This is a genomic window from Microcoleus sp. K1-B1 (assembly GCF_036704705.1).
GTDB lineage: Bacteria > Cyanobacteriota > Cyanobacteriia > Cyanobacteriales > Microcoleaceae > Microcoleus.
Genome location: NZ_JAUBSH010000014.1, coordinates 17,973 through 33,605, shown reverse-complemented (window position 1 = coordinate 33,605; position 15,633 = coordinate 17,973). Strand labels below are relative to the sequence as shown.

At 44.4% G+C, this 15,633-nt stretch carries 10 protein-coding genes; 5 read left to right on the top strand and 5 right to left on the bottom strand.

Annotated elements, in window-relative coordinates:
* Positions 1–536 precede the first annotated feature (536 nt).
* Both QUA83_RS07575 and QUA83_RS07570 read left to right on the top strand, forming a co-directional pair.
* A complete protein-coding gene (locus tag QUA83_RS07575; RefSeq protein ID WP_333292384.1) occupies positions 537–2,537 on the top strand; it encodes a cation:proton antiporter domain-containing protein in 2,001 nt (666 codons plus the stop codon).
* A 444-nt stretch (positions 2,538–2,981) separates the two neighbouring features.
* Positions 2,982–4,640, top strand: coding sequence for an alpha/beta hydrolase (locus tag QUA83_RS07570; protein WP_333292383.1), 1,659 nt, complete (start codon positions 2,982–2,984; stop codon positions 4,638–4,640).
* An 834-nt stretch (positions 4,641–5,474) separates the two neighbouring features.
* Here QUA83_RS07570 and ilvC read toward each other — a convergent pair.
* Positions 5,475–6,524, bottom strand: coding sequence for a ketol-acid reductoisomerase (gene ilvC, locus QUA83_RS07565; RefSeq protein WP_333158861.1), 1,050 nt, complete (start codon positions 6,522–6,524; stop codon positions 5,475–5,477).
* Between the two features lie 190 nt (positions 6,525–6,714).
* Between ilvC and gloA2 the strand changes: the two genes are divergently transcribed.
* Both gloA2 and QUA83_RS07555 read left to right on the top strand, forming a co-directional pair.
* Entirely contained in the window at positions 6,715–7,218 is a 504-nt protein-coding gene (gene gloA2 / locus QUA83_RS07560) for an SMU1112c/YaeR family gloxylase I-like metalloprotein (RefSeq protein WP_333292382.1), read from the top strand.
* Between the two features lie 118 nt (positions 7,219–7,336).
* Positions 7,337–8,626 (top strand): endonuclease/exonuclease/phosphatase family protein, encoded by a 1,290-nt coding sequence (locus QUA83_RS07555; RefSeq protein ID WP_333292381.1) that lies wholly within the window; start codon positions 7,337–7,339, stop codon positions 8,624–8,626.
* A gap of 258 nt (positions 8,627–8,884) precedes the next feature.
* Here the strand turns inward: QUA83_RS07555 and QUA83_RS07550 are convergent, their stop codons facing one another.
* The 4 genes from QUA83_RS07550 to QUA83_RS07535 all read right to left on the bottom strand — a co-directional run bounded on the left by QUA83_RS07550 (position 8,885) and on the right by QUA83_RS07535 (position 13,714).
* The gene (locus QUA83_RS07550) at positions 8,885–10,555 is read right to left on the bottom strand and encodes a dynamin family protein (RefSeq protein ID WP_333292380.1); all 1,671 of its coding nucleotides are present in this window, start codon (positions 10,553–10,555) and stop codon (positions 8,885–8,887) included.
* Between the two features lie 14 nt (positions 10,556–10,569).
* Positions 10,570–12,645, bottom strand: coding sequence for a dynamin family protein (locus tag QUA83_RS07545; RefSeq protein WP_333292379.1), 2,076 nt, complete (start codon positions 12,643–12,645; stop codon positions 10,570–10,572).
* Positions 12,646–12,678: 33 nt separating this feature from the next.
* The gene (locus tag QUA83_RS07540) at positions 12,679–13,011 is read right to left on the bottom strand and encodes a hypothetical protein (RefSeq protein ID WP_333292378.1); all 333 of its coding nucleotides are present in this window, start codon (positions 13,009–13,011) and stop codon (positions 12,679–12,681) included.
* Positions 13,012–13,192: 181 nt separating this feature from the next.
* The gene (locus QUA83_RS07535) at positions 13,193–13,714 is read right to left on the bottom strand and encodes a pentapeptide repeat-containing protein (RefSeq protein WP_333292377.1); all 522 of its coding nucleotides are present in this window, start codon (positions 13,712–13,714) and stop codon (positions 13,193–13,195) included.
* Positions 13,715–13,941: 227 nt separating this feature from the next.
* Here QUA83_RS07535 and QUA83_RS07530 point away from each other — a divergent pair, with 227 nt between their 5' ends.
* Positions 13,942–15,480 (top strand): SagB/ThcOx family dehydrogenase, encoded by a 1,539-nt coding sequence (locus QUA83_RS07530; protein ID WP_333292376.1) that lies wholly within the window; start codon positions 13,942–13,944, stop codon positions 15,478–15,480.
* Positions 15,481–15,633 lie beyond the last annotated feature (153 nt).

The window sequence follows — 15,633 nt, the reverse complement described above, 5'->3', positions numbered from 1 at the left end:
ATCTTGACAAGAAATACATACTTAGCTACCGTAAGGGTAAGGTTAAGTACGTTGCGTAGAAACCGGGTTGTTTCTCGTCCAAGACTAACCCATTTAAATTGTCTGTTGTGGTGAAAAGCCCGGTTTTTTTAAGAAGCCGGGTTTCTGAATTAGACCGAGTTGGCCAAGCTCCATCTGGGGATGTATGTCTGTGTCTCCCTGCATTTGATACCTAAATAGTGGTGGACGCAAATAGGATAAAAAACCAGGTTTCGGCGTTAAAGTCGATCGCTCACAACCTGTTATTTTGACTCTTAACCTGGTTTTTGTGCCTCCAGGACTGAAAAATAGAGTTTTTTATCGGAGTTCGTGCTGCGCCCAATTTCTAGTCATCCAACCCATATTTTACCAATAAACCCAGTTGCTCCCGCCCAGTCCTACTTATTACCAATTACGCTGTAAAATATTGATAATACCTCTTTAGATTGATAGACATTTTGATTATTTCCTTTTAAAACTGGTAGCAGTTCGCTGCCAATATGTAGGGTGAAAAATTTATGTTAACTTCCGGGCCAATTACCGCCCCCGTTCCCGTTTTCCTGGTTCTTTTAGCAATCATGCTACTCGCGCCGCTGGTATTTGAGCGCTTGCGACTACCGGGAATAGTGGGTTTAATTATTGCTGGCGTAATTGTCGGGCCCAACGGTCTCAATTTGCTGCAACGGGACGCTACTATTGTTTTGCTAGGTACTGTAGGATTGCTGTTTTTGATGTTCCTAGCGGGACTGGAAACTAGCCTTGACGATCTCAAACTCAATGCGGACAAAGCTGTCATATTTGGGCTAGCTACTTTTTCGCTACCGATGATATTGGGGACAGGAGCAATGCTGCTGTTGGGATATAGCTGGCTGGCTGCAATTTTAGTCGCTTCTTGTTTCGCTACGCACACACTTTTAGCGCTGCCAATTCTCACCAAATTGGGATTGATGCGAACTCAGACTATTACTACGACTTTGGGCGGGACTTTAATTACAAATGTGTTGGGACTGTTGGTGCTGGCAATTGTTGTTAAAGCTTTCAAAGGAAATCTCACTCTCGAATTTTGGCTGTTTCTCATTCCATCTCTTGCTATCTACACTTTTGCTACTTTGTGGGGCGTTCCCAAAATCGGTCGCTGGTTTTTCAAGAAATTTGGACATGACGAAAATGCCGAATTTATATTTGTATTGGCTACCCTATTTCTAGTTTCTTACGCAGCAGAACTAATTGAAATTGAGGCAATTATTGGTGCATTTTTATCGGGAATTGCCATTACTCAAATAATTCCCAAAATGAGTCCCCTGATGAATCGGATTGAGTTTATTGGCAATACGCTGTTTGTGCCGTTTTTTCTGATTTCTGTGGGGATGTTAATTGACCCGCTAATTTTGGTGAAGCAGCCGCAGTCTTTGTTGGTGGCGGCAGTGATGATTTTAGCAGAGGTGGTGAGCAAGTTTTTGGCAGCTTGGCTACCGGGGAAATTATTTCGTTTTGAGTTTCCCAACATTATGGTAATGTTCGGTCTTTCTGTTGCTCAAGCTGCTTCTACTTTGGCTGCGATTACGGTTGCTTTTGACATTAAATTGGTCGATACTGAAACGGTGAACGGCATCATTGCCATGATTTTAGTAACTTGTGTCGCTTCTCCTTGGATTGTATCTCGGTGGGGTCAAGAAATGCAGCCGCCGGGGTCGAGTTTGCCGACTGCTACTTCGGGAAAGCATTCATGGGGAGAGCGAGTTTTAGTGCCTGTTGCTAATCCTAATACGGAAGATAATTTGCTGCGTTTGGCTTTGATTTTAGCAAAAACATCTCAGGGAACTTTGCTGCCACTGCATATTTTGTCCGATCGCGGAGAAGCAATTTCGCCCGCAGAGAAAATGCAGCAAACTCAACTTTTGACGGCTGCGGAAACTGTCGCCCATGCCGCGAATTGTGCGGTTGAACCGATCGCGAGGATAGATGATGCGATCGATCGCGGAATCCTACGGAGTGCAACCGAACGCGAAGCTAGTTTAATAGTTTGCGGTTGGAAGGGATTTTCCACGACGCGCGACAATTTTTTTGGCAGCATTATTGACACAGTGATCAGGCGATCGCCCGTACCCGTACTGATTGCTCGATTTCCCGATCCTCTCCAAAATACAGCCAGAATAATTTTGGCGGTAACTGACAGCGAGTTGACTCGGTTTGGATTTCAGGAAACCGTGGATATTGCTAAGAGTTTAGCCGAGGAACTAAAGGCTAGTTTGCAAGTGTTGTTGGTGGCGACAAAACGGGAACAAAGCAACAAAAGTGCGGCGGAGGTGGAAATTCTTTCTGAGATACCAGTCAATCGGGTGCGGGGAAATTTTATCAAGCTAGTTTCGCAGAATTTGTTAGAACACGATTTGCTGATTTTAACCACAATTTCTCACCAGAATTTGTGGGAAAAACCGGGAACTCTCAAAGAACCGGAAGCGATCGCCCGGACTCACCAAAATATTTCGATGCTTGTTGTTTATTTTCCTGTATCTTGAGGAGAATATTAACCGCAGATGAAGTTATAAATCTGCATTTATCTGCGGTTAATATTTTAGGACTAAAGCGCAACTACATACCTAAAATTTAAGCCCTATTTGTGATAATTCTGTAACTCTTATATTTAATCCTAATCCAACGGAATTGCTAGCAAAAATTCCGCACCTTTGTGCGGTTCGGAAATACACTGGCTCGATCTTTTCGCTCGCGAAGTTTGTATTTTTTGGGCAGTAGATTAAAAAATCCTTCAACTCATCATCATTAGCACCCGCACAAGAAGTGTACTTAGGTACGGAATGTGCGATCGGCAAGTAAATATGCGTAGAGGCCTTGCCGATCGCACTCCGATGGAGGCAATTTCTCGGCATCTAGGACAATATCTCGGTATCTGGGAGAATTTTGAGAATATGGTGATCTACCCCCTCTAGTTCAATAAGGTAAAAATGAGCATCAGACCAAATTTCAGATGGTTTTCTTCGGTGGCGAGTGTTTTGGGTTCGATTTCGATCGGCCCTTTGAGCGACGCGACATCCTCTGTAAAAGCGGCAGAAACGGTTGTTATCCGCAAAGGTATTTTAGAATCGTCAATATCGGTTGCGGATTTGCGCGAACTCGCAGAAACAGGAAAAGTCCCCGCCAAACTGCAAGCTTACGCCAATCTCCTGTCTGAGGAACAGCGGAGTAAAATTTTTCGGGCGCTGCAAGCGAAAATTCCCCTCAATGTAGTCGGCCTGAGCAACTTGCTAAATACGGGCATCGGCACTGCCATCCTGACGGATTTGACTACTGTGATACCCAGGCGCGACGGTGGGGGTGTGGAAGCGTTGCGAGCCGCTCTGGTGCAGGGAGCCAAAGCGCCGGAAGGCTTATCGATATTGAGTTTCATTGAATCTTATCCGAGCTCGCGGGTCGTGGTGGATCTCGATAGAGCTTTCGCTGTTTTGGGAAATATGAACGTAAGTTTTTGGCAAACTCAGCGCTTTATGGCGGCGATCGCACCTCAGTTAGCAGCGGTTAAACCCGCGTTTAAGCTGCCTTTCGATCCAACCCAGCCAGGCCCTAATGCCGTGCAGGTACGGGCGCTAGATTTGAACGATAGCGCCCGCAATCGACCTATTCCGGTTGATGTGTACTGGTCGAGAGCTGCGACAGCCGACAAACCGACGATCGTCTTTTCTCACGGGTTGGGTTCCGTCCGCACGGATTTGCGCTACTTAGCCGAGCATTTGGCGTCTCACGGTTATGTGGTAGCAGCTTTAGAACATCCGGGCAGCAACGAGACGAATACCAATGCTGCGATGGCGGGGAAGTGTCCCTTGCTAGCTCCTCAAGAGTTTTTAGACCGTCCCAAAGACATCAGTTTTGTACTCGACGAACTGACAAAATTGAACCTAACTGATGATAATTTGCAGGGGAAAATCGCGATCGACCGATCGATAATAATTGGCTATTCATTTGGCGGCGCTACAGCCTTGTCCGTGGCCGGCGCCGAACTGCAATTGAGCGGACTCAAACAAAGGTGTCAGGGAGATTTGATTGGTTTCAGCTTAGGCGAAGGCATTCAGTGCACGGCGGCCGCATTGCCCGAAGAACGGTATCAATTGCGGGATGAGAGGATTAAAAGGGCGATCGCCATGAATCCGATCACATCATTACTATTTGGAGAAACGGGTTTAAGTGCAATTCAAATTCCCACCTTAATAGTAGCATCTTCTGCCGACAAAACAACTCCCGCCTTAGCCGAACAAATTGCCGGCTTTCCGAAAATTCCTTCTCCTAAATGGCTAGTTGGTTTTGTAGGAGGAACCCACTTAAGCGTCAAAGATCCCAGTACAACTTTACACCAAGTTCGTAGGCCGAGCACAGTAATTACCGGAGATGAAGTTGTCGGCGACCAAGCTGCTAGCATACGCAATTATATTAAAGCTGTAAGTTTGGCAACTGCCGCTCAAATGACTGCTGAAGCTGACAAATATGCAGTCTTTCTAACACCAGAATACGCGCAATTTGCTTCCACATCGGCAATCCCGGTGCGCCTAGTAACAGAAATTTCCCCGGAAATTCATACAGTAGTGCAAACTTTTATTCAAGGGAATAAGTAGTGATTAGTCATTAATCATTAGTCATTAGTCCTCAGCTAATAACTAATGATTAAGACTTGTAGTAATATCAAATAAGATGACATCGAAATTATACTTGAGTGCGATATTCCCGGTCGCTCCTGAGAGCGCGGAGCCACACGGGAAACTCCCACTGCACTCAGAAAATTATGATTCCGATGTCAGTGGAAACGATATTACGACTACCAGTTTTCCTTGTGTAGGCGGCGCGCCTTAGCCCCAGGGGTGTATTTTCTTCTTAAGCTGTTTCTGATATTTTTTGTCCGTGCAAGGGCAAAATATAACAAACCGCTTTCACAAACTCTACTCCCAAACTGCGATGCCTAAAAAAAATCTTATCCCGCTATTGCTTCTGTTGGCAGCCCTGTTTACCCTTTACGGTGACACTTTAACTTTTCTGCCCAAACCTGTAAGAGATACTAGCGTGGCAAGCCGAAAGTTCTTCGTGGGGTTGTGGCCAGATTGGTTGAGGCCGAGAGATTTCAACGAGAAAAGGCAACAGGATATTGAGAAATTGCAAAAAAGCCCTAGCCCGAGTCGATAGTTTTGAGCTACCAGCGAGAAACCCGGTTTCTCTAATAATACCTAGCCATTTTCTTGTAGGTTGGGTTAAGCGAAGCCCAACCAAACATGACGATTTGAGATTGTAGATTTGAGATTTTTCCTCCAATCTCAAATCGATTAAACTTGAGATTTTAGATTTTCCTCAAACCAGTAAGGTGTGCAGTGCACACCCTACAGAGAGAGGTAATGCCTCCAGGACAGTTTTAGATTGGTCTTCCCATCTAAAATCTAAAATCTAAAATCTAAAATTGATTAGGCGTGCTTTTTCAACCAGCTAAACATAGCTCGCAAATCTTTACCAACTTCTTCAATAGGATGTTCTGCTTCCTGACGGCGCATGGAGGTAAAACCTGGCTTGCCGGCTTGGTTTTCGAGAACGAATTCGCGGGCAAATTGGCCCGATTGAATTTCGCTGAGAATTTTACGCATTTCGGCGCGGGTTTGATCCGTGACGATGCGGGGGCCGCGAGTTAAATCGCCGTATTCTGCGGTATTGGAGATGCTGTCGCGCATTTTGGCTAGGCCTCCTTCTACTACTAAGTCAACGATAAGTTTAACTTCGTGCAAACATTCAAAATAAGCTAATTCCGGTTGGTATCCGGCGTCAACTAAAGTTTCAAATCCAGCTTTAATTAAGGCGCTCAAACCGCCGCACAAAACTACTTGTTCGCCAAAAAGATCAGTTTCTGTTTCTTCACGGAAAGTGGTTTCCAGGATGCCGGCTCTGGTGCCGCCGATACCTTTAGCATAGGCCATTGCCCGATCGCGCGCTTGACCGGAAGCATCTTGATATACTGCAAACAAACTCGGAACACCTTCCCCTTGTTCGTAAGTCCGTCGTACCAAGTGTCCGGGGCCTTTGGGGGCAACCATTACTACGTCTACATTGGCAGGGGGAACAACTTGGCCGAAGTGAATGTTAAAACCGTGAGCAAATGCTAAAACATTTCCTTCAGAAAGGTTCGGTTCGATTTGTTCTTTGTAAATAGTTTTTTGAACTTCATCGGGCAATAAAATCATGATGAAGTCAGCGGCGGCGGCTGCTTTGTCTACCGGGTGAACTGTTAAACCCGCGTCGGTTGCTTTGGCGGCAGATTTGCTACCGGGATACAAACCGACAACGACATTCATGCCACTGTCTTTGAGGTTAAGGGCGTGGGCGTGTCCTTGGGAACCGTAACCGATGATAGCAATCGTTTTGTTGGCTAAGAGGTCTAGGTTCGCGTCGGTGTCGTAATACATACGGGCCATAATGCTTGTCTCCGAAGATGCAAATTGGGTGATTGACTGCAAAACTCTCATTTTATCAAACTAAGGTACTTTTTTTACAGAATTTTTTTTATTAAGATTTGAACGGGGGAAAATAAAGGGATCTCGCGCTGAATTTAGCAGGGTTGGTGGCGGAGTCTGCGATCGTCAAATATAATTGTCAATAGCGTGCTGTGCTGTTGGAAAAACCTCACATCTTGCACCATTCTCAAGAACAGGCAAGATGCCTGTTCCACAAAGAGTAATTTTTTTGGTGGAACAGGCATCTTGCCTGTTCATAAAAAGCTTATTTAAAATGGTGCAACATCTCAGAAAAACAAAACTAACTAACTTTATTCAGATGAAAATAAAGGCAATACATCATGTGGCGATTATTTGCTCGGATTACGAAGCATCGAAGAAATTTTATGTAGAAGTATTGGGATGTTCCATTATCAAAGAAACTTTCCGAACCGAGAGGAATTCTTACAAACTAGATTTGCGCGTCGGAAACGGCGACACCATCGAGCTTTTCTCATTTCCCCATCCTCCTGAAAGAGTTAACAATCCTGAAGCTTGCGGTTTGAGACATTTAGCTTTTGCCGTAGAGGACATAGAAGCATCCGTTGCTTACTTAAAATCCCAAGAAGTAGAAGTAGAAAACATTCGCCTTGACGAAATTACCGAAAAACGGTTTACATTTTTCCGAGATCCCGACAACTTACCATTAGAAATCTATGAAATTTAAGGAGTATCCCAATTTTGTAAAGTCGCTATTAAGTCAATAGGTGGGGTGTGCATTGCCCTAAAAACTGCATGATTCATTCCCAATCTCAAATCTACAATCTACAATCTAAAATTGTATAATGGACTCTATCATCAGAAACATAATCACGATCGGATTGCCTGCTTTAATGCTATTAATAGCGAGAGTAGCGACAGGTAAAACAGGTGACGCAGCCACTTGGTCGGCTTTGAGGAAACTGGGCGGTTCCTTTGGTATGCTAATCGGTTTATGTGTGTTGGTATTGGTAGGATTTGTTGCCAATTCGTTTAGTTATTTTGTGATAGATAGCTTGCTGGTGAGATTTTATCAAAAGCGGCGAGAGTTGGAACAGCCAGAACAACTGGTAATAGAAGTTGATAAATTGCCTATTACCAACGACCTTAAAATTAAGCTGAAATGGGCGTTACTGCACAGCCCTAACCAAATTATTAGCTTGAAGCACCTAATTTTAAAATGGTTTATGCTCGCCACTATTGTAGAGGCAATCTTGTCAATAACAGGTTACTTGGGAGAATTCAACCTATTATTTGAGTTGAGTTCTCATTTTAAACTACAATATCTATTGGCTGGGTTATCAATTTTTATATTCTTCGCTCTCGTGCGAGCCAAAAAAATATGGTTGCTGGTGAGCGCATTTTGCCTTATCCTTAATTTGGCGGAAATTGTTCCTTGGTATTTGCCAGGGCCAGCATTTGCAGGAGCGACTCCCGGACAACATCTGCGGATTTTGCATTCAAATGTTTTAACAAGTAACCGCCGATATTCTGAGGTGATATCGCTGGTAAAAGCAGAACAACCCGATATCGCGGTTTTTGTCGAAGTCAGCAGAGTTTGGGCGAAGGAGTTAGCCGTTTTAAGCGAAATGTTTCCTTACTCTTGCCACTACCAAGAATCTGAGAGATTTGGCAGTGCCATCTACAGCAAGCTGCCTTTAAACAATTCCTCTGTTAAACTCTTTTCAAAGGGAAGAAAGAGCTTGTTTGCGGAGGTTGAATTTCAAGGTAAAATCATTTCTCTGATTCTTGCTCATCCGACTATACCCATCAAACAGCAGAGTTTTATCCAGCGCAATAGACAGCTAGCCGACATCGGCGAGTATGCAGCCCAAGTCAAAAATCCGCTGATTGTGGTTGGGGATTTCAATACCACAATGTGGTCGCCATTCTACAAAAATATGGTAAAAACCGGAAACCTGCGAAATGCGCGATCGGGCTTTGGCATTTTACCGACTTGGCCGACTTTTATGCCGCTGGCTTATATTCCGATCGATCACTTTCTAGTCAGCAAAGAAATTGGTGTTTTGAAGATTCGTACTGGGCGCAATGTCGGTTCGGATCATTTGCCGTTAATTACAGATTTGGTCATTTGAAGGAAGTTAAAGCAGTGACTGATTAGAAATCCAATAATATTTAATTATTTTTAGGAACGGGCAAGATGCCCGTTCCACAATAAAACTGAATTTTTGTGGAACAGGCATCTTGCCTGTTCTTCCCACAATAAAACTGAATTTTTGTGGAACAGGCATCTTGCCTGTTCTTCCCACAATAAAACTGAATTTTTGTGGAACAGGCATCTTGCCTGTCCTTGAGGATTTGACAGAGCCATGAAACTCATCTAAAATCTTAAATCATATAACTTTTATTCTATCCAATTCTGCTTCTAAGTTCTCGATTAAATTATTTACTAACTGTAACTGGTACTGTTGAACATTCATATTTAATGGTTCTTTGCTATCTTGAAAACAGATAACTTTTCCGGCAATTTCCTTGTAGTGTTGCAGCATGGAAAAAGTATCGGTACTGAAGCGAGCGAGATAGTTTTTAGCAGCCTCGCTGCAAATTTCCGTTACTTGATTTAGATAAGCTTCTGACGATTCAGGCGGCTTTTCATTCCCAGTTCTTTTATTCAAAATATAGCTAGCACCGCCGACAACTGCGGCTCCCACAGGCCCGCCCAATAGCCAACCTAAGCCTGTGGCGATCGCCACAGGAGCCACTTCACTGTCGATCGACTTTTGTGGTGGAGGTGGCGGCGGCTCCGGTAAGCTGACTTGCGGGGATGGAGGAAACGAAATCAAAAGTGCGATCGGCTGTTCTTTCTCAAAGAATTCGCAAGCTTTATTTACCCATTCTGCGATGGTTTGCTGCTGATGTAAGACCTCTCGCTGAAATTTTAGCTTCCACGCATCAAAACTCCCTTCCTGGAGCGACAGCGCCATTTCCGATTGATACCGCTGCAAAAGTGTGGGCTGGTAAAGCCAAATCTCGAAGTCGGAAACACTGGCTTGAAAGCCTTTTGATATCAGTTTTTCAGCTTTTTGTTTAATTTCAATTTTGTCTTTATGCTTCTTTTGAGCAGTGGCTATTTCTGCGGTGACAGTTTCAGATTTGGCTCTGAGAGATTGGCAAATTTTAGTAGCTATAGCTTCAATTCTGGGCAACTTAACTGCTAGTTGTTCCTGTTGAGCTGCCACAATACTTTGCAAAGCCGATTCAAAGGTGGCAATTCCTGTAGTTTGGGCGGCAGCCACATCTCCTTTCAGCCTCGCCCTCAAAGCTGGCAAAGCATCGACGCGGTAGATATTGCTGATATTGTTCGGCAAGTTCGAGCGAAAACTTTCGGCAACAAACAACAAGCGATTGTAAACTTGTTTTTGGTCGTCTGGTTCGAGTAGATTGAGAAAATTGGCAACAAAGACGACAGTATTGATGTTGCGATCGCTCAACCAATCTCTTAAGTTCTCCCGTTCGCCTAAAGTCATCAATTTGCGAGCATCTAAAACCTGCACAACCAAATCAGCCGTTAGCAATTTATCCCGAACCAAATTATCCTGTTCTTCGCGGTCATTGGTTCCCGGCAAATCCAGCAATTCCACACCGGTTTGCAGGAATGGATGGGGACAGTAAACATTAACGGCCGCCACATCATCCCGCATTTGTCTCGCGTCGTCAAGGATGGCGTAGCGTTTCAAAACATCAGTCCCCCGTTCGCTAACTTCCGTGCCGTCTTTCAGGGTAATTTTTGCGTGCAGTTCCTCGCCGTAGTTGACATAAATGGCAGCACCTGTAGTGGGAACAAGGTCGATCGGCAAAGCCCTATTTCCAAGCAAAGCATTGAGCAAAGTTGACTTGCCGTAATTAAACGGGCCAAAGACAGCAATTTGAAATGTTGGTTTGGCGAGATAGTCGCAGATTGAGGTGGTATCTCGATACAGTTGGGAGTTTTTGTCGAGTTCGAGAATACCGAGTGCTGATTTGAGATTGTCGGTCAGGTATTGATAAATTTCCGGTTGTTGCATATTGTTGTTTTATTTCAAGCGGATGCTAGGAAACCTTGATATAGCGATTCAATACTCTGCGACTCTGCAGAAACATCAGCCTCCAATTTTTTCAACCGCTCAGATTCAGCCTGACAATTAATCTCGCGAGATTCCTTTTGTTCCAGCAAATTATCTAACTCAGCTTTCCGAGAATTAATATCCGCATTCATGCGATCGCCCACTTCTCGTCCGTAAACATCAAAACACTCTTTCACAGCATCGTGAATCGGCTGCCATTGGTCTTGAGCCACCTGCGGCAGATATTTCACTAGCTCTTTTTTCGCCGCTTTCACCAACTGTTTATGATCTCCGTCTGCTTGCAAAACCCCAACACCCATCCCCAACAAAGCTAAATATAGGGGCCCCAAAACAACCCCGGTCAAACTAGCAAAAATCACACTGACGCTCATCACAGTGATTAAGTTGAGCAGGATATTTTTCCAATCAAAACCCGCTCCTGCCATTGCTACACCTGCCAGATTTCCGGTAGTTAACGAGAACAATCCCATCGCCCATTTTGCCCAACTGGGCGAGTTATCTTCGTTCGAGTTGCTGACTGCTGCTGGTATTTTTTGTCCCGTCAGTTTTTCGGTAATTTTTTCAGTCACTTTCGTGTAAGATGCTCCGTAATTTGCGGCACTTTGCGAAAGTTGCGAAAATGCTGAATTCATCTCTTGTTCAGCAGTTAGAGTCCAAGCTGCTAGTTTGTCGTTGATGTACTGCTCGAATGCTCGTTTGAGCGATGCTTCAAAGGCTTCTCGCTTGCCTTGGCTGAAGAAATCCAGAAATCTCAGCTCTGGTTGATACCGTAAGAAATCTGTTTCAAAGGTGTTTTCTAAGTTAAGAACGTAGGCGCGGAAAGAATCTGCGATCGCCCGCGATTTACTATCTCTAACTTCGATAATTTCTTGTTGAAACTCATCGCGAATGTGAGTCAGCTTCTTAAACTCCGGCTCGACTGAATTAATCTTTTCCTTCAATTCATTGACATCGCGATCGAGTAATGGTAAACGGCGTGCAACAGCTTCGCGGACGCGAGCAGAAATTTGACGCGCCAAAGTCCTCGCCGGACGCAATTCCGAAATCGCCCTTTCCTGGGTCAAAAACGTATTTAGTGCCGCCATGAACTCGGGAAAACCAGTTCCTGCCAAATCCGCATCCGGGTTTTTCATCCGCAACCTGAGCGCCTTAAGTGAGGTAATTGCAAACACTCGCTCGTCGTAAATATCGTGTCCTTCTGTTAAACAATATTCAGCCAAATTAACTTGAAAAACCCGCCGCAGTTTGCCTTCTGCTTCTGCTAATTCTTCAGGATCATCCGGGTCAATCAAACTTTCCCGCACCTGATCCCAAGCATTGATCAAAAAGAAAATGCTCAAACCGCGATTTTTGATGTAATTTTCTAGATAGCGTCTTTCACCCATTGTGCAAGGCTGAGTGGCTCTAAGTACAAACAAAATAGCGTGGCAGTTGTTGATGTAACCGAGAGATAATTCATTGCGCGCTTCTGTATCGTTCAGTCCTGGACTGTCTACTATTTCTATGCCTTTTTCCAGCAAAGGTAAGGGATATTCTACTACGGCGCAATCGATATCGGGAAATGCTGGTTTCTTTTCTTCTTCTAAACGTTTTGCCTCGGCGGGGTCAATTGTGTAGTTTTGTTTAAAACTTTTAAAGTCTAGCTGTTTTGGGCTTTTGCCGTCATTGAAATAAACTGTTACTTTTTTTTCTGAACCATATCGCAAAATCGTCAGCAAAGCTGTACAGGGATTTACATCGCTGGGCAGTAAGTTTTCGCCGATTAACGCATTGAGAAAAGTGCTTTTACCGCGTTTCATGTCGCCTAGCACTAGCAGCCGAAAGACTCCTTGGCGCAAGTTTTTACTGGCGACATCAATGTCGGCGTTGTCTGTTTCTAAACCGAGTTTTCCCGATGCTTCTCCTCCTGCTAATTCTGATTGGTTGATGGCTGTCGCGATGTTGCTGAGGCGAGTGGCAATTTCTCGGCGGACGGCGGCTACTCGCTCTAAATCGTTGAGAAAGTTGCTAGTTTCTACTTTAAGGTTCATGGGTATTTCCTGATAGTTTCCTGCTTTAAATTCTCAACTTTTGTCTTCTTCAATAAACATTTTGTAAGCTATGAAAGCAATGCCTCCCACTATCAGCGCCGCTGCCAGCCAAGATGCTATGCGAACTGCAACGATAACAGCAATGACAATGCCTGTAAATTGAGCGGCTGCTATAATTTTTCGGCGCCACTGTTTGAGTTTGCCCTTAACTTGGCTATCTGGTTCTTGGTACTTGCTTGTTAGATGTTCGGGCACTGAGCGGTCAATTTCGGCTTCTAGTTCGCGGAGCCTAATTTCTTGTTCTCGCTTCCGGAGTTCTTGTTCTTTGCGCCGGAGTTCTCGGGATTTGTTGTCAGGAGAATTCATAAATTTTAGCCTGTTTTTCGCGGAAAAAATGTGTTATTTATTGTCAATGTTGCGGATCGATAAGTTCTCTACGACTGTAACTCACATTTTCCGGCGTGTCGAGAAATGTTAAGAAATTTTAAAAATGGCGAGCGACTAAGTAAGCCGATCGCCCTACGCCTAGACTAGCCGCTACAAATCATCAATAGCCTTCGGGCCCGATAGTAGTGCGATCGCACTCCGCTTCCGACAAATCAACCAAGCGCGATCGAAATAAGTTGCAGCCCGCTAATTGAGCTTTGGTTAACTTTGCTTTCTCCAAATTAGCTCGGCTCAAATCCGCATATCTCAAGTCGGCATTCGTCAAATCTGCATTGTACAAATCCGCACCTTGCAAATTAGCTTTCTGCAAATTAGCACCTTGCAAATTGGCGTGACGCAAATTTGCTCTTGATAAGTTGGCTCTTGATAAAGTTGCTTCCGACAAGTTAGCTTGATAAAGTTGAATGTCGCCCAATTCAGCATCTTGCAAATCAGTTTTATAAAGATTGGCTTGAGTCAAGTTTCCGTAGGGCAAATAAGCTCGCCTCAGAACGCTACCAGAAAGATTGATTTCTGTCAAATCTGCTTGAAACAAGTTGTGTTCACTTAAGTCAACGGCGTTAAAGTTTCGCTCGCCCTCAGCATACTGAGCAAGCAATTCCTCAGCGCTTAGCTTTTGCATTTTCATTCCTCATGACGACAGCTACTGCAGCCAATCCATAACAGTAATTAATGGTTATTATTCTGCGTATTTATACTTATGTCTCTTATTATGTTAAGCTTGTGTAACAACAGTCGCATTTTTTCTAAGATTTTTTTTATATTTGTAAATTTCTGCCTTGCTCAACCAGTAAGCGGTTAGTAATGTCAAGATCGATCGAGAAACCAAAGCGAATCCTCTACTGAAATATGCCAGAACATCCTCTCTCCATTGCTGAGCACTACCACGAACGGACAAAATACGACCCTGAAACCATTGCTGCTAAAAGTAAACAGCTAGATTGGACAGAGCAACCTGTGCCTTTCAAAGAATATAAAATTGGAGCGTATTTTGACCTCAAGCCTTATCTAAAAGACCCCTCGGAGGATGCCGATGCCGATCCCGATGCCGCTTGGTGGCATCGGTTATCTAGCTTGTTGCTGTGCAGCTACGGGTTGACGGCGAAAGTGCAGACGGTAGACGACAGCTACCTGTATTTGCGATCTGCACCGTCGGCGGGTGGACTCTACCCAGCAGAGGTTTATTTAATCTCCCGTGGCACTGCCCAGTTGCCGGCCGGACTCTACAACTATCAGTGCAGAACTCATTCACTTGTTCATTTTTGGGACAGTCAAGTTTGGCCGACATTGCAAGCAGCTTGTTTCCAGTCGCCAGCGCTAGAAAATACCCAATTGGCGATCGCCATTACCACTGTTTTTTTCCGTTCTTCTTGGCGTTACGAAGACCGAGCTTATCGGCGAATTTTTCTAGACACCGGCCATTTATTGAGCAATATCGAGTTAGCTTGCGCCGTCAACGATTACCGACCTCACCTGATTGGAGGATTCGCCGACGAAGCTGTCAATGAATTACTTTACATTGACTCGGAGCAAGAAGGAGCGATTTGTGTAGTTGCTTTAGCCGACTTGCTAGATATTGACCAAAACTTGCCTAAATTTAAAACAGCTTTGCCCGGAAACACCACGACAGATTACCCGAAAATTTCCGAAGGTCAACTGTTAAAATACCTCCATAAAGCCACGCATTTAGAATCAGACCCTACCGGATCTGACGGCTGGAAACTTGATGAAAGTGAAGGGGTACTAGAGGATAAATACAACTTTCCATTTTGTACTAAAGTTTCGACGGTCACTCCTTCGATTCCTTGGGGAGTTAACCTGGAAACTTTAGAAAACACTATGCTCAAAAGGCGTTCGACCCGTGCTTATACAGGTGCTTCTTTGAGCTTGGGCGAACTGTTAGCTATGCTGGATTTTACTTACCAGCCGCAGCACTATATCGACCAAGGATTAGACGGTAATCCAGACTATTTCGATCTAAGTTTGATCGAGACTTTTATTGCTGTTTCGGGAGTGCATGGGTTAGAAGAAGGCTGTTATTATTACGCTCCGAAAGCTCAAGAATTGCGGCAAATTCGGTTTAAAAATTTCCGCAGGGAACTGCATTTTTTGTGTTTGGGGCAAGACTTGGGCAGAGATGCGGGGGCGCTGTTATTTCACACGGCGGATTTAAACAGGGCTGTAGCAAAATATGGCGATCGAGTTTACCGCTATTTGCACATGGACGCGGGTCATTTGGGCCAGCGGTTGAATTTAGCAGCTATGCAACTGCGTTTGGGTGTCAGCGGTATCGCGGGCTTTTTTGACGATCGCGTCAATGACGTTCTCGGTATTCCTGCGGGTGAGGCTGTGCTTTATATTACAAGTCTGGGAAGACCTCGATCGTAAGAATGAGTTAGTTGTTATTTGTCAGTAGTATTGCTTCACTAAGCCCAGCCGCATCTAAATTTTACAGTCAAGTTTGATGAAATTAACATCTTACACCATTCTCAAGAACAGGCTTTCCGGCCTGTTCCACAAAGAGTGAAATTCGGTGTTTCA